General features: G+C 36.0%; 16 protein-coding genes. 5 read left to right on the top strand and 11 right to left on the bottom strand.

What is annotated here, in order from left to right; translation table 11 throughout:
* The first annotated feature begins 152 nt into the window (after positions 1-152).
* Positions 153-1,160, top strand: coding sequence for a helix-turn-helix transcriptional regulator (locus tag AC07N0_RS09240; RefSeq protein WP_494588947.1), 1,008 nt, complete (start codon positions 153-155; stop codon positions 1,158-1,160).
* Between the two features lie 53 nt (positions 1,161-1,213).
* Here AC07N0_RS09240 and AC07N0_RS09235 read toward each other — a convergent pair whose 3' ends face one another.
* From AC07N0_RS09235 to AC07N0_RS09190, 10 genes are all read right to left on the bottom strand, one after another.
* Positions 1,214-3,487, bottom strand: coding sequence for an NADP-dependent malic enzyme (locus AC07N0_RS09235; RefSeq protein ID WP_494588946.1), 2,274 nt, complete (start codon positions 3,485-3,487; stop codon positions 1,214-1,216).
* A gap of 139 nt (positions 3,488-3,626) precedes the next feature.
* Complete coding sequence (locus tag AC07N0_RS09230; protein ID WP_494588945.1) at positions 3,627-4,496, bottom strand: aldose 1-epimerase family protein; 870 nt, start codon at positions 4,494-4,496, stop codon at positions 3,627-3,629.
* A 192-nt stretch (positions 4,497-4,688) separates the two neighbouring features.
* A complete protein-coding gene (locus AC07N0_RS09225; RefSeq protein WP_494588944.1) occupies positions 4,689-5,951 on the bottom strand; it encodes a cation:dicarboxylate symporter family transporter in 1,263 nt (420 codons plus the stop codon).
* Between the two features lie 244 nt (positions 5,952-6,195).
* Positions 6,196-7,110 carry an AEC family transporter gene (locus AC07N0_RS09220; RefSeq protein ID WP_494588943.1) on the bottom strand — a complete coding sequence of 305 codons (915 nt, stop codon included), beginning with the start codon at positions 7,108-7,110 and terminating at the stop codon, positions 6,196-6,198.
* 89 nt (positions 7,111-7,199) lie between these two features.
* Entirely contained in the window at positions 7,200-10,238 is a 3,039-nt protein-coding gene (locus AC07N0_RS09215; RefSeq protein ID WP_494588942.1) for a TonB-dependent receptor, read from the bottom strand.
* Between the two features lie 115 nt (positions 10,239-10,353).
* A complete protein-coding gene (locus AC07N0_RS09210; RefSeq protein ID WP_494588941.1) occupies positions 10,354-11,331 on the bottom strand; it encodes a FecR family protein in 978 nt (325 codons plus the stop codon).
* Between the two features lie 179 nt (positions 11,332-11,510).
* Positions 11,511-11,681: a hypothetical protein gene (locus AC07N0_RS09205; protein WP_494588940.1), complete on the bottom strand. Its 171-nt coding sequence runs from the start codon at positions 11,679-11,681 to the stop codon at positions 11,511-11,513.
* Between the two features lie 10 nt (positions 11,682-11,691).
* Entirely contained in the window at positions 11,692-12,207 is a 516-nt protein-coding gene (locus AC07N0_RS09200) for a hypothetical protein (protein WP_494588939.1), read from the bottom strand.
* Positions 12,188-12,598, bottom strand: coding sequence for an Rpn family recombination-promoting nuclease/putative transposase (locus AC07N0_RS09195; protein WP_494588938.1), 411 nt, complete (start codon positions 12,596-12,598; stop codon positions 12,188-12,190). The genes AC07N0_RS09200 and AC07N0_RS09195 overlap by 20 nt, the downstream gene beginning before the upstream one ends.
* 34 nt (positions 12,599-12,632) lie before the next feature.
* Positions 12,633-13,211 carry an RNA polymerase sigma-70 factor gene (locus AC07N0_RS09190; protein WP_492802422.1) on the bottom strand — a complete coding sequence of 193 codons (579 nt, stop codon included), beginning with the start codon at positions 13,209-13,211 and terminating at the stop codon, positions 12,633-12,635.
* 206 nt (positions 13,212-13,417) lie between these two features.
* On the opposite strand from AC07N0_RS09190, the gene AC07N0_RS09185 reads away from it, so the two are divergent.
* The 4 genes from AC07N0_RS09185 (at position 13,418) to bshB1 (ending at position 17,703) form a co-directional block, all read left to right on the top strand.
* Positions 13,418-14,377: a purple acid phosphatase family protein gene (locus AC07N0_RS09185; RefSeq protein WP_492802420.1), complete on the top strand. Its 960-nt coding sequence runs from the start codon at positions 13,418-13,420 to the stop codon at positions 14,375-14,377.
* A gap of 375 nt (positions 14,378-14,752) precedes the next feature.
* The gene (gene trxB / locus AC07N0_RS09180; RefSeq protein WP_494588937.1) at positions 14,753-15,691 is read left to right on the top strand and encodes a thioredoxin-disulfide reductase; all 939 of its coding nucleotides are present in this window, start codon (positions 14,753-14,755) and stop codon (positions 15,689-15,691) included.
* 48 nt (positions 15,692-15,739) lie between these two features.
* Positions 15,740-16,858, top strand: a complete 1,119-nt coding sequence (locus AC07N0_RS09175; protein ID WP_492802417.1) for a peptidoglycan DD-metalloendopeptidase family protein — start codon at positions 15,740-15,742, stop codon at positions 16,856-16,858.
* 125 nt (positions 16,859-16,983) lie between these two features.
* Positions 16,984-17,703, top strand: a complete 720-nt coding sequence (gene bshB1, locus AC07N0_RS09170; RefSeq protein WP_494588936.1) for a bacillithiol biosynthesis deacetylase BshB1 — start codon at positions 16,984-16,986, stop codon at positions 17,701-17,703.
* 72 nt (positions 17,704-17,775) lie between these two features.
* Here bshB1 and pdxH read toward each other — a convergent pair whose 3' ends face one another.
* Entirely contained in the window at positions 17,776-18,420 is a 645-nt protein-coding gene (gene pdxH, locus AC07N0_RS09165) for a pyridoxamine 5'-phosphate oxidase (protein WP_494588935.1), read from the bottom strand.
* Between the last annotated feature and the right edge of the window lie 71 nt (positions 18,421-18,491).

Here is an 18,491-nt window from a genome sequence, read left to right as displayed (position 1 = left end):
TTAAAGTAATAACATATACTTCTCTTTAATTGACACTACAAAGTTGCAAAGCCACAACGCAGTCTTTTTGCGTAGTAAAATTTATTTTCTATTTTTAGCAAAATATTTTTAAAACCACAACTTACCACCCACTATTCACAACTATTACCTATATGCCTACTAATAGAAATGCCTTAATCCGTTATAAAACCATTGATACGTGTTTACAGAATCGTCAACGAAAATGGACACTTGAAGATTTAATCGAAAGTGTCTCAGAAGCCCTTTATGAATATGAGGGCATCGACAAAGGAATTAGTCGAAGAAGTATTCAGGCTGATATTCAAATGATGAGAAGCGAAAAATTGGGCTATGAAGCACCGATTGTAGTGATAGATAAAAAGTATTACACCTACGAAGACCCCAGTTTTAGTATTACCAAAACACCTTTGACAAGTGCTGATGTATCAAGAATGAATGAAGCTCTTGATATGCTGAAACAATTTAAAGGTTTTTCTCATTTCGATCAACTAAGTGAAGTAATCAATAAGCTTGAAGAACATATTTATAGTAATAAAGAAAAAAGGGCGTCGGTAATTGACTTTGAGAAGAATGAGAATTTGCGAGGACTTGGTTATTTAGATACTATCTATCAAGCCATCCTCCAGAAAAAGACGATATATATTAATTACAAATCCTTCAAAGCTAAAGATGCTAACCAATTTCATTTCCATGTATGGTGGTTGAAGGAGTATAAAAATAGATGGTTTGCAGTAGGTGTTAAACACTCTAAAGACATTATTACCAATTTGGCGCTTGATAGAATTTTGGATTTACAAGTTGACGCAGCGTTTCCTTATATAGAAAACTTAAGGTATAGTCCAGAATTGTATTATTATCATGTGATTGGTGCAACAGTTAGCCACAATATGCGAGCAACTAAAGTACTAATTCAAGTAGGGAATCTTCATGCTCCTTATGTAGAAACTAAACCGCTTCATCACTCACAGCAGGTGATTGAAAGAAACCATAAAGGAATCATTATCGAAATAAAAGTACAGCTCAATTTTGAACTTGAAAGAGAAATATTAGGCTTTGGGGATGGAATGGAAGTATTAGAGCCTAAATTATTAAGGGAAAAGATACAAAAGCGATTAACAATCGCTAGTAATCAATATTAGTATTAATTACTGATGGCATGACTTGGAGTCATGCCATCAGTTGTAATTAAACCTTACTTTCCTTGTGCTTCCACAACAGCAATGGCTACCATGTTTACGATTTCTCTCACAGATGAACCTAATTGAAGTACGTGAACAGGCTTACGAAGCCCCAAAAGGATTGGACCGATATATTCTATATCACTAGTTTCCTTTAATAAGTTATAAGCAATATTGGCAGCTGATAGATTGGGGAAAATTAAAGTATTAGCTCCTTCGTCTGCTAATTTAGAGAATGGATAATTTTCCTTAATTAATTCATTATCAAAAGCCAAGTGTGCTTGCATCTCTCCTTCTACTATCATCTCTGGATGCTTTTTCTGTAAAATAGCAGTTGCTTCGCGCATTTTAACAGCATCATCACCATTAGCAGTTCCAAAGTTGGAATAAGTCAACAAAGCTATTCTTGGTTTTAAGTTAAAACGCTCTACTGCCTTGGCTGTTAGTTCGGTGATTTCTACGATGTCTTCTACCGTTGGGTTAAAGTTTACCGTAGTATCTGAGAAAAATACAGGTCCTTTTTTAGTAAGGAGTATGTACATACCTGCTACTTTCTTCACGCCATCTTCACGACCAATAATTTGTAAAGCTGGACGAATAGCATCTGGATAGTTACGCGTAAGACCCGAAATCACACAGTCGGCATCACCAGTTTCTACCATCATTGAGGCAAAGTAACTGCGTACTTGCATCTGTTTATGGGCTTCGTATTGGTTATAGCCTTTGCGTTTTCTTTTATTAAAGAATATGTCACCATATTCTTTCAATCGTTCAATCGTTTCTGGGGCACGTGTATCGATGATTTGTACTTCGCTTAAATCTAGGTTATGCTCTTGAATAATTCTCCTGATTTTAGTCTTGTCTCCCAACAATATTGGTACACAAATACCTTCGTCTTTCGATTGTTGAACAGATTTCAATACCTTCAAGTTTTCAGCATCAGCAAATACGACACGCTTAGGCGAGCGTTTTGCTTTGTTGAAAATGTATTTCATCAATTGGTTATCTAATCCCAAACGCTTACTCAATTCTAATTCATAAGCATCCCAATCTAGAATCGGCTTTTGTGCTAATCCCGCTTCCATCGCCGCTCTCGCTACTGCTGGCGCTACCGTAGTAATCAGTCGTGGGTCAACAGGTTTAGGAATGATATAATTTCTACCAAAAGATAAATTCTTTTCGTTGTAAGCTAAGTTCACAATATCTGGTACTGGCTTTTTGGCTAATTCAGCCAACGCTTTCGCAGCAGCCAATTTCATCGTTTCGTCAATTTCAGTTGCTCTTACATCTAAAGCACCTCTGAAAATATAAGGAAAGCCCAATACATTGTTTACTTGGTTTGGATAATCTGAACGGCCAGTCGCCATGATGATATCCTCACGAGCAGCTACTGCTTCTTCATAAGAAATCTCTGGTGTTGGGTTAGCCATCGCAAAAACAACAGCATCTTTTGCCATTGTTTTTATCATCTGTTGAGAAACGATATTTCCGACTGATAAGCCAAGAAATACATCTGCCCCAACCATTGCTTCTGCCAGATTATGAATATCAGTACGTTCAGTAGCAAAAGGCTGAACATATTTGTTCAAGTCTGTGCGTTCTTTAGAAACCAGACCGTCTTTATCAAACATCAATATATTCTCTACTTTAGCCCCTAAACCTAAATATAATTTAGCACACGATAAAGCAGCAGCTCCAGCACCCGAAATCGTGAATTTACATTCTTCGATACGTTTGTTTACTAATTCCAAAGCATTCAACAAAGCGGCTGCCGAGATAATGGCCGTGCCGTGTTGGTCATCGTGCATGATAGGAATATTGAGGTCTTTTCGCAGCCTTTCCTCTATTTCAAAACACTCTGGCGACTTGATGTCTTCAAGGTTTACTCCTCCAAAAGTTGGTTCTAGAATCTTTACAGTTCTAATTATTTCTTCTGGGTCTTCTGTATTTAATTCTATATCAAATACATCAATATCTGCAAAGATTTTAAATAATACGCCTTTACCTTCCATTACTGGTTTAGAGGCTTCGGCTCCGATATTACCTAGCCCTAAAACGGCTGTACCATTTGAAATTACAGCTACTAAATTACCTTTAGAAGTATATTTATAAACGTCTTCACGGTTGGCAGCAATCGCCAAACATGGCTCGGCTACGCCCGGCGAATAAGCTAATGAAAGGTCTCTCTGTGTTTCGGTTTCTTTGGTGGGAATTACTGCAATTTTACCTGGACGACCTTTTGAATGATAGTCTAAGGCATCTTGTTTCCTAATTGAAATTTGGCTCATAATGAAGTGTCACAAAAAATGGTTTGTTTCAAAAACTGTCGCAAAAGTACGCTAATGGTTTTTGATAAGCTAAGAAAATCGTGTTGTATTCAACTGACAAGCCAGCAAAACAAAGTATCAATACCCGTGAAAAATGCTTTTAAAATACCTCCACAGTCCATGTACGAAGGAAATTCCCTTTTGAAGATAGCTTCTCGATACCTTCCTTTTCTGTTAATTCTTGCTCGTGAATTTCGCTATCAGCAATGCCACACCAAGGCTCTATACAAACAAAATCGGCATTAATAGCGGCCCAAATTCCTAAAAATGGAAATCCCTCAAAAGTAAATTTCAATTGTGTGGGAGCTTTATCCGTCTTCAAAACTACTTCCGTAGATTCTAAGTGTTTGAAAACAAGGGCATCTTGATAAAACAATTCTTTTGTCAAAGGCAAACGATTGGTGTTTTCTAAGAATGTACTCGCTTCTTTTTTGATTAATCCACCATTGGCTAATTCCCATCGTGGAAAATCTTCTGTTTGATTAAATGCTAAATAATAGTCTTCATAAACAGTATCTTCCGAAAGTGGCACCGCAAAAGCTGGGTGACCGCCTACTGAAAAATACATGTCGTCATTTCCAGTATTTGTCACGGAATACGACACCGACAGTGTTTTTCCTATCAATGTATAAATCAACCGAAACTCGAAAGTAAAGGGAAATATTTTCAAGGTTCCTTCATCTTCCGTTAACAGGAAAACGATACTATCGTCTGTTTTCGATTCAACCTTAAAAACTTTTTCACGCGCAAAACCATGACGAGGAAGCGTATAGGTATGTCCTTGATAAATGTATTGATTATTCTTTAATGCTCCTACAATAGGGAATAATACGGGCGAACTCTTTCCCCAAAAAGTAGGGTTAGCTTCCCACATATATTCCACACTATTTTCTTTATTAAATAGGCTCACAAGCTCTGCTCCTAGCGAATTAATGCTTGCTCTTAAATATTGATTTTCAATTATTTGCATAATTATTTATCGTAATTATTGTGTCGGTTTATATATTTATTCTTTTAAAATTAATAATCAGTAGCGGCAATCCCTTGCGGTTGCCGAATCGTAGAATAATCGCATACAACGGCAACGGCAAGGGATTGCCGCTACGTTTTATAAAAACTCCACACTCAAAAAACGCCTCAATCTAAACTCCCAATTCCTCACTCAAAGCACTCTTTCCATTTGTTCGCGATCAAACTCTTTTTCATTATTGGCTAACCAGATAGTAGCCACCCCATTTCCAATAAAGTTGGTAATAGCTCTTGCTTCCGACATAAATCTATCCACGCCCAATAACAAAGCTAGTCCCTCTACGGGTATTACTTTAATCGCCGTTAGTGTAGAAGCCAATACGATAAAACCACTCCCCGTTACTCCAGCAGCACCTTTTGAAGTTACCATCAAAATGCCAATGACTGTCAGAATCTGTTGCAAATCTAAATGAACATTGAATACTTGCGCCAAGAAAAGTACTGCCATTGATAAATAAATGGTAGTACCATCTAAATTAAAGGAATATCCTGCTGGCACTACCAAGCCTACTACTGATTTTGAACAACCCATTCTCTCTAGTTTTTCCATCAACGACGGTAAAGCTGCTTCAGATGAAGATGTTCCTAAAACAATCAGTAACTCTTCACGAATATACTTTAAAAATTTCCAGAGATTGACTTTATACATTCTCAAAATAAAATATAGTACTACAAAAATGAAAATCGCCATTGTGCAGTAAACCGTCACCATCAATTTCCCCAGTGGTAAAAGTGTATGAACACCATATTTGGCAATGGTAAAAGCCATTCCTCCAAAAGCACCCACAGGGGCAAAAAGCATTACTTTGTGCAAAGCCCAAAATATTTTCTTAGATACTGGTTGAAGAAATTGTACAATCTCATTTCGTTTAGAATAATTGCTTAATACAACGCCTAAAATAATGGCCAAAATAAGGATTTGAAGTGTAGCATTATCCATTAAAAACTTTAGCCAACTGAATGACTCGGCAGATTTGGTATATTTAGAAATATCACCTCCTTTTATTTCAGAAGTAACAACACCATCGCCTGGACGAATGATATTTGCCATGATAATTCCAATAAACAGTGCCAATGTGGTAACAACTTCAAAGTATAACAATGATTTAGCCCCTACTTTACCCACCTTTTTCAAATCTCCCATCGAAATAATACCTAGCATGATGGTGATGAAAATAATAGGGCAAATAAATATTTTCACAATGCTGATAAAAATACTACTTAGCAATTCACTAAAACTGGTTTTTATCTCAAATTCAGATAAATACAGGCTGAATTTTATCGGTTTTTCTAAAATAGGCTGTAAGGCTATTTCTGGTGCGAAATGACCTAGCAATACCCCCGCAGTGATGGCCGTAAGTACCCAAAAAGTTAAATTCTTAAATAGTTTTTTCATGGAAATTAAAATTGTTTACGTAGTAATTGTTAAATAGTGAGTAGTGAGTAGCATTTCAATTATTTGATGCTCAATTGTTTAATAAAAAATAGCTTAAATTGAATTTGTTTCTTGGCAATGTTTTCTGAGTAAAATAAAAGTATTTGACATATGCTATAGGCTTTAAGCAATAAGCAAAAATAAATATGTATTTATCGTGAACATTTTGCCTAATGCTTACAGCCTAAAGCAAAATAGTTAAAGGTTAAAAATATAGCATTAGTCCATACCAAATACACACATTCAATAAAGATAAAGGAATACTAATACTGACCATTTGGGTTGCTAAGCTTGGATTGAGTTTATAAGTTACCGCGATGATAGTAGCAGTATTCATAGACCCTAAAGTAGCCCCAATTACACAAAGTTTCCCCAATGCTGAATATTCTCCTAAAATGAGCATATAAATGATAAAAATTAGCAATGGAGCGATAAATAATTTATAAAACAACCCATAGAAGAGTGCTTTTAAGTCTAATTGGCTCTTCTTAAAATTAATTTGTAAGCCAATAGAAAGTAATGCTAAAAAACTAAAGGGACTTCCGAGTTTATCTAAAATTTGCTGTCCCCATACAGGAAAATGATAGTTTGAAAGGTTCAGTATTAATGCTAAACAAAAAGCTACAAATGGAGGAAATTTAAAAATATTGATGGCTACCCTTCCAAATGAAAAATCAGCAGAAGAGGAATAATAGGATGCTGTAAAAATACCTAAAGTACCACACACTACAAACGAACCTGCTTGGCTCATTAATACGCCATATTGTAAGCCTTCTTTCCCAAAAAGCACTTCGAAAATCGGGAAACCTACAAATGAAATGCTACTGATACCAGCAGTAAGAATTAAAGCTCCTTTGGTATTATCGTCTATTTTTATAAATGTTGCTAGCAAATTAAAAAATATAAATGACCCAACGTAAATAATATAAGGCATCAAAACAGGCAATAATAAATGGCTACTAAAATGAATTTCAGTAGTATTTAGGAAAGTCAACGCAGGTAAACAAACATAAATAATAATGGTATTCAACACCGTTGGGGCATCCTCAGAAAAACCTTTCAGTTTTCTGAGGAATACACCAATGGTCAGGCAAATAAGTAATAATAATAGATTGGTCAAGTTTTAAATAGTTATAAGTTGTACTCAGTCATTAATAATAGCTGTGAGTGATGAGCTTTGAGCCTTGAGATTTAAATATTGATAGACTTTTAGAGCCTAATCGATAGGCTACCATAATAATATGCTCCATTGAAACCAAACTGATTCGCATTTCTGGTATAAGGTACTTGTCCGTTTGAATAAGAAGCATAGTTGCTCAGCACTTTGTCGGGATAAACGTTTGTAAAATTGTTTCCTCCAATAGTAATGCTTAAAGACTTATTAATACTATAGACTACCGAGGCGTCAAATAGATTTTTTCCTCCAAAGGTTTGACTACGATGGTTCAGCCCCGAAGGTTTTTCCCAAGCAGTTACTTCACCAAAATATGAACTTCTGAAATTCACACTCAATTTGCCTACTTGATAACCTAAAGATACCAAAACTTTAGTATGCGGCTGACTGGTTTCTATGAGGGCTCTACTTACGGTATCAATCAACACTACGGGAGTCTTGGTATCTTGCTGTAAAGCAGTAGGCGTTGCTTTAATCTTTGTAATTTCAGTTTTGTTCACTGTCAGTGCAATACTCGCCGTAAATTTACTTTTAGGAGTAATTGAATTTTTATAAGACGCCACTACGTCTATTCCCTTTGTCCCAGTATTGATAGCATTGGTAAAAAAGGTGATTTCTTGAAAATTAGGAAATAAGTTTTTCAAGGCAGCTATATTATTGACATTCAGGTTTTCTGTGATAATGATTCTATCAGTTATGTCAATCTGATAAGCATCAACGGTTAACAAAAGGCTATTGCCCACTTTTGCGGTAATCCCTATATTATAATTCCAAGAGGTTTCTGGTTTTGGGTCTTCTATGCCAATTTGTTTCAATCGTGGTTCGTCAGAAGGCAATTGTTTGGTACTTCTAATAATGCCATTTTGTACGGTAGAGGTCGTGGCAGCATTCGCAATTTGTTGAAGCAGTGGTGCTCTAAAACCTTTATTAATTGACCCTCTGATAGATAAATTTTCAGTAATTTTTATTCTAGAAGCCAATTTCCCAGAAATATTGCTCCCAAAATCGCTATAGTTTTCATAGCGCAAGGCTGCTGCGACTAATAATCTATTAGTAATATCGCTTTCCACATCGGCATATACACCAATATTAGAACGATTTACGCTTTTTACATCAGCTTTATCAATACCAACCCTTCCTTGCGAACCTGGCGTTTTGTTTTTTGAAGCAGCCAATGGTCCTATTAAATACGATGCTTCGTCACCAGCGCTAAGTGAAAAATTATCTACACGATATTGCGTACCAAAAGCAAAGTTTACTGATTTTGTATTCCATAAGCCCAGTATAGTTTTTGAGGCATTTATTTCCGTCAAACTTTGACCAAATGAAATTCTACCGATGTAAAAATCTCTTGGAGAAGATGCTCCCATAGAAGCATTTGAAGAGTTTTTAGCAGATTGATCAAGGTAGTTTCTACCATAGCCCGTACTAAAGTCCCAGTTCCAACCTGTAAAAGTTTTACGCTTAATCCCTACAAAAGAAGAATAATCGACTGAAGTACCTGGAAGTTCTGGCACATAACCATCAGGATATAAATCTACATTTGAAGTAGCACTAGTAGGCAAAGCTGTACGAAGGAAAGCACGTGCAAACACATCTTTTTGAGAAAATCCGCCGAAAGAATATAAAGTCCAATCTATCTTTAATGGAACATCAAGGTTATAAAATACTTGACCAGATTTCATAGCATTACTTCCGTAAGCCGTAGGACGGAATGAACCATAAGTACCATCTCCCCAGTATCCTCTTGATTTCAAAGCTGCTTCATCTGTTGCTTTTACGTTGGTATAAATTCCCGTATAAGCTCCTCCTGCTACTGGTTGAGGATTATAAGGGTCTGAACGGTCAGTTCCTTTTACATCTTGATAGCTTCCTGTAATATTCAATGAAGCCTTTTTACCTAATGAGAATCCATAATTTACCGCCGCAGTATAGCCACCGCCGTCCCCTTCTGAGGTAATACCATACTGAATCTGGGCTGAACCATTGTTGACAGATTTTTTCAACACTAAATTGGCTATACCCGCAATGGCATCAGAGCCATATTGGGCGGCGGCACCATCGCGTAAAATTTCCATTCTTTCCAATGCCAGTGAAGGTACGGCGTTCAAGTCTGTCACAACTGTTCCTTTTCCTACGGTCACATTACTATTAAGTGCCGCAAACTGATGATGTCTTTTACCATCAATAAGCACCAACATTTGGTCGGGAGATAATCCTTTTAAAGATGCTGGGTCGGCATAGTTCGCTACACCATTGATACCGTTTTTGGCCGAATTGAATGAGGGTGACATGAATTGTACTTGTTGAGATAATTCCGTTTGCCCAGTCGATTGTAGTTCTTTCGCACTGATTACATCCACAGGCACTGGTCTTTCAACATTCGTACGAGCCACTGTAGACCGTGACCCAATTACTACAACTTCACTCAACTGCTCATTGTCTTCTTTCAAAACAACCTGCATTACGTCTTTAAGGCTTACATTTACTTCCTGTTTTTTGAATCCAATGAATGAAAACACTAGTACTTCGCCATCTTTGGCTACCATACTAAATTTGCCTTCTGCATCGCTCACGGTACCTCGTGTAGTTCCTTTTATTAAGATATTTACACCAATTAAAGCTTCTCCTTTTTCACTAACTACTTTCCCTGATACTTTTTCTTCAATAATAGCCTCCTCTTTTTCACTGGGAAAAGCGTTTGATTGTTCTTTATTCCTTTTCAAAATAATCTGTTCTTCAATTACCTCATAACGAATTTGGTTTGGGAAAAGGAGTTTAGGCAATACTGTACTGAGGGCTTCACGATTTACTTCAAGACTTACTTCTTTATCAAGATGAATTGAATTATTGCTATACACAAAATGTACACCCGATTGTTTTTCTATTTCCAACAATATCACTTTCAAACTCACATTATTGAGTTTCATGGATACTTCTCTGTTGAGAATCTGCTGTGCTTTGCTTGGAGAGCCTAGAGCAATCACCGAAAAAATAGCAAAGAAAAGGCACTGACTAATTGTAATTTTCATAATCGTAAGCATTAGATGCTTTGTAGCTAGAAGTTTTTTCATCGGTTAATTAAATTTAGTATTGTTTTTGATTTATTTGAGACATATTATTCCACCTCTCTCAAAATTGATTCGAGAGCAGTAAGTATTCTACAGCAATATTGGTTTGATAGTTAGTTTAAGGGCATCCGTTTCCTTTCAATGAAATATTTTGTCCATCTATTACGTACTCAGCTTCGATGGATCTACAAATTATTTCGAGGATTGTAGAGAGGTGTACATTTTCAAAATTACCGCTTAAGCGACAGTTTCGGAGTTTAGGAGATAAATCGATACTTACATTAAAATTTTGTTCAATTCTTTCTACTACGTTTTGCATGTTATCATCATCAAATTGTAATGATGACAATTCCCAGTAAAAAGTTTTATCAGTGGGTAATAAATTCACCAGCATTTCATCCGTTTTTGTTTCTAACACCACTTGCTGTTTAGGTAGTAAAATCACTTCTTTTTCTGTTTCATTTTTTACAGATACCTTTCCTGTCACTACTGATACCTCAAAAGTTTCCATCGCAGGATATGCTTTTACATTGAAACTAGTTCCTAGCACCGTGGTAGTCATTTTGCCTGAATAAATCAGGAAAGGGCGACTTTCATCTCTTTTCACATCAAAAAAAGCTTCGCCTTTTAAGTTTACCTGTCTATACAAACGATCAGACTGATTATAACTCAATTGCGTTTTAGGTTGTAGTAGTACAACACTTCCATCTGGCAATACTACTTTTAAAATTTTGGCAGAAGAGTTTTCATATTTTGCCCAATCCGAAATTGGAATATCAGATTTGATTTTACTTATTTTTTCATGGCTATTCGGAATAAAGTAAAACGAAAGTCCAGCTACAATGACTAGCATAGCTGCCATACTTGCCATCGCCCAAACCCAACGTGGCGGAGTATATCTTTCCTGACGCTTGATTTCTTCACGGATAGATTTTTTTATTTTATTTTCAAGTTCAATACGTTCTAGTTGGCTTAATTCACTTAGTCCATCTGGATTATTTTCAAATGAAGCGTACCATCTTTCAACAAAGAATATTTCCCCTTCCGAGGCTTCATTGTTCAGATAACGTTCAATAATTTCTTGATTTAGTTTCATTTTATTTCGCTTTCAAATACTAAGTGAAGTAAGTCATACTTTTCCCCTATGCTCATAGGAATATTTTTAAAAATAATTTTTCTCCCACGAACGAAATAGAAAGTATTAGTTCCAAGAAAAACAAAAAACAAGCCTTCTGAGCTTGTTTTGATATATTTTACGAAATAATTGAATAGCCTTTACGTTGAAGTGTTTTCTATTTTTTTGATCTTTTTTTCAACTTCTTGAATAGGTATGCCAAAAGATTTTGAAATTAATTCAATTGAGGCACCATTTTGAAGCAATCCCTTAACATAATTAAATGTAGTTTTTTCTCTTTCTTCAGCTCTAATTTCATCTGCAATAGTCATAGCAATATTGTTAATTAGAAGATGTTTTGATTTTTTGAATAATTTCCTCTACTTTTTTAAGTGGAAGTTTGAAAACACTGGCAATATATTCTGCTTTTTTACCGTCTTCTAATAGTCCTTTGACAAAGTTGAAAGTAACATTCTCTCTTTCTTCCATTCTAATTTCATCAGCAATAGTCATAGCAATGTTGTTTACATTTTGTGAAACCTGTGTAAATATAGGCGATAATTTGTTCTGTGTCAAGTTGATACCTTCTTCGATATAGCGAAAAGTAGTCTTAATAAAATCATCCTGATGGGCAGCATCTAACGCGTTTAGCTTATTAACCAAGAAAGGCGTTAAACTCAAAAAGTTATTCGCTTTGTCTCTACTGTGTTTCATTAACATCGTTGTAACACCAAGCAAATCACTTTTAAAATTTTCAATTTGATAATCTTCAATCTCATTGAGTGAAAACAGTAGGTAATCAAATTGAGGAATAAACTGGTGAAGACTTTCATGAGGATTACCAAAATAGGTAAGCATCGAAAGCTTTTTCCAGACATTCTCTCCATGATAAAATAACTGTGGAGATAACGACAGATAATTGTTTATTTTGTTTCTGTTCTTCTAGCCAAACGTTATTCATATAACGTAAAAGCTGTAGATGAGGATATTTTTCTGGATAAGATTTGTGTTCAAAAAGCAACGAGACCAAAGCTTTTTGTCCAGCATATTCTGTTTGATAAACAATATCTGCCAAATGCTCTGATAAATCAGCGTCGGTAAAAGAAGAATTTGTTTTCTTTAATTTAAACAAATTGATTTTCTCTCTAATTTCAGGGGGAAATGTTTCTTCAATAAAGCTCTGTGCAATCTCTAGTCTGGAGAACGTTTCTTTAAAGAACTTGTCGTGTGGATTATTTAATTGACTCATGATGATAGAACATTTTAATAAATTGACTTTTACATTAATGTAGTGCAGGTATCAATATAATAGAAAGTGCCGTATAATCGCTCAATACTTCTCTTAGTATTTTCAAAGCTTTGGTCATTTGGTTTTCAACTGTTTTTTCAGAAATGTCTAGGCGTTCAGAAATTTCTCTTTGTGATAGCCCCGTTCTTTTCAGCAAAAACACTTCTCTGCATCTTTCGGGCAACGACTGTAACGCTTTTTGATAAGCTTCGTTCAATTCGTCAAATGCAACCATCTGTTCTGTAAAATTATAGTCGTCTACTGGTTGCAGGCTATTAGAATATTTTTCAAACAAATTGTTTTTCTTGTACTGAGCAATTACTAGATATTTTACGGAAGTAAATAAGTAAGCTTCAATGGTTGTAGTGATAGCCAACAACTTACGACGTTCCCACAATGAAATAAACAATTCTTGTATTACCTCTTCTGTCAATTCACGATTTTGGAGTCGCTTGTACGCCGCTGCATAAAGTTTGGGAAAAAACTTTTGATACAAAAAATCAAAAGCTCTTGCATCACTTTCAGCAAGTGACGTAAGTATTTCTTGATCTGTATTAAATATTTTTACCTCCATAGTTTGGCACAAAGTAAATATATATTTGTACTAAACCTTCAAGTTAAAAGCATTTTTAATGCAATCTGGGTAAATTAACGCTTACATAACAAAGATTGTTTATAAAGACGATTATTTTTGGCGACTCAATGTCTTTATACCCTAACCAGCGTGAGTTAATATATTTATCATATAAAATCACGAATTTTATCTTTAATTTTTACAGAATGAAGTCAATAAATGTTTTCAAGCGTTTTTGTTTAGCTTGCTCACTGTTTACCAGTGGAATAGCGGTAGGTCAAACCACTGAGTTAAATAGTCATGCAGGTGCTTTAAACTTTTTAGTCATGGGCGACTGGGGTAGAAATGGAGCCGACCATCAAAAACCAGTAGCTAGCCAAATGGGCAAAGTAGCTACAAAAATCAAAGCCGATTTTATCATTGCTACTGGCGACAACTTTTACCCAAGTGGTGTTAGAAGCGAATTTGACCCACTTTGGAAATATTCTTTTGAGGATATTTATACTGATTTCTCTTTGCAGTGGGACTGGTTTCCAGTGTTGGGGAATCATGATTATAAATCTAATCCAGATGCACAGGTAGCTTATTCAAAAATTAGTCGCCGTTGGAATATGCCAGCTCGTTATTACTCAAAGACGTTTTCTATCAATGGTGATGCCAACCAACAGGTGCTAATAGCTTTTATTGATACCAATCCTTTAATCCCTGAGTTTTATAAAGGCGAATATAGCAATGCCGTTGTCAATCAAGATAGTACTGCTCAAAAAGTTTGGTTAGAGAAAATACTTTCAAACAATTCCCCGTCAATTAAATGGAAAATTGTGGTAGGGCATCATCCCCTTTTTACGGCTACTGAAAAAAGAAGAGAAAGTTATGACACACGTGCTATCCGTGCTTCGTTAAAATCAGTATTAGACAAACACAAGGTTGATGCTTATCTGTGTGGACATGACCACGATTTACAACACTTATTACCAGAGGGTAAAACGCACTATTTTGTATCAGGCTCGGCTTCAGAAAAAACGCCTATTGGTACTTTGCCAATCAGTAAATTAGCGCTTTCTGAGTATGGCTTTATGGTATTTTCAGCCACAGGAAATAAGCTTTTTGTTCAAGTAATAGATGAAGAAGGGAAAGTAGTTTATAAGACTGAATTAACGAAATAAGGCTTTTAGAGAATTAATAATATGATACCTGCGAGATTCGGTTAAATGCTTGAAAGGCAATGTTTAACTCGAATTTCGATTTTGCATTTCACGGAAATATTTAAAGAGATTTCAATTCAGTTGACTATCCTATCAGTACAAAAATTGGTTTTGTACAAATTATATTTCTTTGTAAATATTTTTACATACTCCAAAAACAAGTACATTTTATTGACAATCAATCACTTAATACCTATATCTACATTTCATTTTGAATAATTTCTTGGCATTCTGGATTTTATCTGCAATTTTTACGTATAAATTTTTGTTGTAATTTTACTAGCAAACTAGCATAAATATTACAAGGATTAAGTAAAAAAAGTATTAAACTTAACAATGGCAGAGCATACCAAATGCCTTATTATAGGCTCAGGACCAGCGGGTTACACCGCAGCAATTTACGCTTCACGTGCAGGATTGACACCGATAATGTATCAAGGCCCACAACCAGGCGGGCAGTTAACAATAACCAACGACGTAGAGAACTTCCCAGGATATCCTAATGGAATTCAAGGACCAGAAATGATGCAAGACTTAGAAAAGCAGGCTCGTAGATTTGGTACTGATGTACGTTATGGAATGGCTACTTCGGTAGATTTTTCAGTAAGTCCAAAAAAAGTTTTCATTGACGATACACACGAAATTTTAGCAGATACCGTTATCATTTCAACGGGAGCTTCGGCCAAGTGGTTAGGATTGCCTTCAGAACAAGCTTTTAATGGTCGTGGAGTATCAGCTTGTGCTGTTTGTGATGGTTTCTTTTTCCGTAATCAGGAAGTAGCAATCGTTGGTGGCGGGGATACAGCAGCAGAAGAAGCTACTTATTTAGCGAACCTTTGTTCAAAAGTGCACATGATTGTACGCCGTGATGAGTTACGTGCTTCACAAATTATGCAAAAAAGAGTTACCTCAAATCCTAAAATTCAAATGCACTGGAATACAGCAACAGATGAAGTATTAGGAGATGACGGAGGTGTAACAGGCGTAAGAGTAAAAAATACAGTATCAAACGAAACAACTGTTTTACCAGTAACAGGTATCTTTGTAGCAATTGGTCATAAACCTAATACAGACATTTTCAAAGGTTTCTTGGATATGGATGAAGCGGGGTATATCATAACAGAAAAAGGGTCGAGCCGTACTAATATTGCAGGTGTATTTGCTTCAGGCGATGCACAAGACAATATTTATCGTCAAGCAATTACAGCAGCAGGAACTGGCTGTATGGCGGCTTTAGATGCAGAAAGATGGTTAGCTGAAAATGATTTACATTAACAGCACATCTTTTGATGGCGTCTTAGTTCTTTATTAATTTTATTTCAGATGAATACAATTAAAAATTTATTAGTCTTAGTATTTTGTTTGGTTTCATTCATTTCTTTTTCACAAGAATCTGGGAGTTTCAAGAAAAACCCTAAGATTAATGTGAAAACAAATGCAAAAGACAAAAGCAACAAAAATTTAGACGAAGCCTTAGATGAATTGCCCAAACTGCAATTCAGGACAGACTATGTTCCTGAACCAGTGGCTACTTCGTCGGCTATTACTGCTTCTTCAAAATTTGAACCTGCCAAAGAACTAAATTCTTCGATTAGTATTTTTGATACAACATCTGTTGACGAAAGAGAGCCTTTAATCGTTGAGATTGAAGAAGAAACCAGAGCAGAAGGTAGTGATGATTTTGTGTCAGTAGCCACCTATTTCTCTATTTGGGATGCTACTAATATCGACCCTTACGATATTAATCCAAAAGATTTTGACGACGTAGTAGATATTGAGCTATTTAATAAAGAACAAGGAAGATACTGGTCTGTACCAAACACAGCACCAAAATTAACATCTGTATTTGGTCCTCGTTGGGGAAGAATGCACTCGGGTGTTGATTTAGATTTAGAAACTGGCGACCCTGTCTATGCTGCATTTGATGGTATTGTCAGAGTTTCAGGATATGACGGTGGTGGATATGGTAAATTCTTAGTAGTTCGCCATTACAATGGTTTAGAAACACTTTACGGTCACTTATCTGCTAAAAATTTTGAGTCTGGTGCTTATGTAAAAGCTGGCGACCAAATTGGTTTGGGCGGTAGTACAGGAAGAAGTACAGGTTCGCACTTGCACTTTGAGACTCGTTACGAAGGCAACCCTTTCAACCCTGCTATTTATGTGTTTAATTTTTCTGGTGAAAGAACTGAACCTGTTTCAGACCATGTATTGATTTCTGCTAGAGTTTTTGATACCTACGGACTTTCATTGGATAACGAATATGGTTCAAGTGCTAGAAAAGTAAAAACACGTAGAACTGCTTGGACAACCGTTCGTTCTGGTGATTCATTATATTCTATCGCTAACAGAGCAGGCATTTCAGTAGACAAATTAGCTAGAATGAATGGTATGAGAATTTCTGCTAGTTTAAGAATTGGAAGAAGACTTAGAATTCATTAATTAATAGTGATAATATTTAAAAAGAGCCAACAGCACCAAAATCTGTTGGCTCTTTTTGTTTTTTAGCTCAATTTCCTGTTTAAATTGCAACGTTTTTCAATTCAGAAATAAGAATTTATATTACAATGAAGTTAGATATATTGGTGATGGCGGCACATCCAGATGATGCCGAATTAGGTTGTGCTGGAACGATTTGTATGCAAATAGCGCAAGGCAAAAAAGTGGGTATCGTTGATTTTACTCGTGGGGAGTTAGGAACTAGGGGAACACCCGAAATCCGTTTAGCTGAATCGGTTGAAGCTACCAGAATTCTAGGAGTTCATGCACGCGAAAACCTTGGTTTTAGAGATGGTTTCTTTGTCAATGACGAAGAACATCTGATGAAATTAATCAGGGTAATCAGACGCTACCGCCCTGAAATCGTTTTAGCCAATGCTATTAACGACCGTCACCCTGACCATATTAAAGGCTGTGAGTTAGCAGTAGATTCATGTTTTAAATCAGGATTACGGATGGTTGAAACATTTGAGGACGATGGAACAGCACAACAAGCTTGGCGTCCGAAAAATGTGTATCATTATATTCAAGATAGGTATATAGACCCTGATTTTGTAGTAGATATTTCGGCGTATTGGCAACAAAAAGAAGATTCAATCAGAGCTTTCAGAAGTCAATTTTATGACCCAACTTCTAAAGATCCTGATTCATATCTTTCTTCTCCTGCATTTTTAAAATTTGTGGAAGCACGTAATCGTGAAATGGGACATAGTATTGGTGCAGAGTTTGGCGAAGGCTATACGTCTTACAAAAAAATTGGGGTAACTGATTTGTTCGATTTGAAGTAGTGAGTAGTAAATAGTGATTGGTAAATGGATTGCTGAGTGATTTTGTTAATAAATCACTCAGCATTACCACACCTAAGGCGATAGGCGTTCTATCTTCCAAACGTGTTCTTCTAATTTTGTATAAGCAATCCTATCGTGAAGCCTTGACGGGCGACCTTGCCAAAATTCAATATATGTTGGTTTTAAGCGATAACCTCCCCAATGCGGAGGACGAGGAATTGGATTATCTCCAAACTTTTCTCTTAAATATTTTTCTCTTTCTACAAGCACTTCCCTATTTTCAATTACCATGCTTTGATTAGAAACCCAAGCTCCTATTTGACTTCCTAACGGACGGCTTTGAAAATAAGTGTCTGATTCTTCAGCGCTTACTTTTTCAATTGTTCCTTCAATACGGACTTGTCGCTCAAGTTCATTCCAAAAAAATGTAATACACGCATTAGGATTTTCGGCTAATTCTGTCCCTTTTTTACTAAGGTAATTTGTATAAAAAGTAAAGCCTGTATCAATACCTTTCAACAAGACAATCCTTGCCGAAGGCTTGGCATCACTGCCAACCGTAGAGACAATCATGGCATTAGGCTCTGGCAATTTACTGGCGATAGCCTCATGAAACCATTTTTGAAATTGTTCTATCGGAGAAATACTTACGTCTTGAACGTCTAAACTGCCTTTGCTATAATTTTCACGAAGTGCAGCAATATCGATTTGTATCATTGTTGGATTGACTACCTTTCTATGATATAGTCTTATTTGGGTTAATCTCTCTGGTAAATTAGTAAAATCAT

Source organism: Arcicella sp. GW821-FHT09D11, from assembly GCF_059416265.1.
This window is presented reverse-complemented; position numbering and strand designations above follow the sequence as displayed.

Coding starts and splice junctions, on each gene's coding strand:
- bshB1 (WP_494588936.1), top strand. CDS start 16,984: ATGAAGTTAGATATATTGGTGATGGCGGCACATCCAGATGATGCCGAA.
- AC07N0_RS09200 (WP_494588939.1), bottom strand. CDS start 12,207: ATGCTTACCTATTTTGGTAATCCTCATGAAAGTCTTCACCAGTTTATT.
- AC07N0_RS09230 (WP_494588945.1), bottom strand. CDS start 4,496: ATGCAAATAATTGAAAATCAATATTTAAGAGCAAGCATTAATTCGCTA.
- AC07N0_RS09215 (WP_494588942.1), bottom strand. CDS start 10,238: ATGAAAAAACTTCTAGCTACAAAGCATCTAATGCTTACGATTATGAAA.
- AC07N0_RS09175 (WP_492802417.1), top strand. CDS start 15,740: ATGAATACAATTAAAAATTTATTAGTCTTAGTATTTTGTTTGGTTTCA.
- AC07N0_RS09235 (WP_494588946.1), bottom strand. CDS start 3,487: ATGAGCCAAATTTCAATTAGGAAACAAGATGCCTTAGACTATCATTCA.
- AC07N0_RS09185 (WP_492802420.1), top strand. CDS start 13,418: ATGAAGTCAATAAATGTTTTCAAGCGTTTTTGTTTAGCTTGCTCACTG.
- AC07N0_RS09225 (WP_494588944.1), bottom strand. CDS start 5,951: ATGAAAAAACTATTTAAGAATTTAACTTTTTGGGTACTTACGGCCATC.
- pdxH (WP_494588935.1), bottom strand. CDS start 18,420: ATGATACAAATCGATATTGCTGCACTTCGTGAAAATTATAGCAAAGGC.
- AC07N0_RS09190 (WP_492802422.1), bottom strand. CDS start 13,211: ATGGAGGTAAAAATATTTAATACAGATCAAGAAATACTTACGTCACTT.
- AC07N0_RS09205 (WP_494588940.1), bottom strand. CDS start 11,681: ATGACTATTGCAGATGAAATTAGAGCTGAAGAAAGAGAAAAAACTACA.
- trxB (WP_494588937.1), top strand. CDS start 14,753: ATGGCAGAGCATACCAAATGCCTTATTATAGGCTCAGGACCAGCGGGT.
- AC07N0_RS09210 (WP_494588941.1), bottom strand. CDS start 11,331: ATGAAACTAAATCAAGAAATTATTGAACGTTATCTGAACAATGAAGCC.
- AC07N0_RS09240 (WP_494588947.1), top strand. CDS start 153: ATGCCTACTAATAGAAATGCCTTAATCCGTTATAAAACCATTGATACG.
- AC07N0_RS09195 (WP_494588938.1), bottom strand. CDS start 12,598: ATGAGTCAATTAAATAATCCACACGACAAGTTCTTTAAAGAAACGTTC.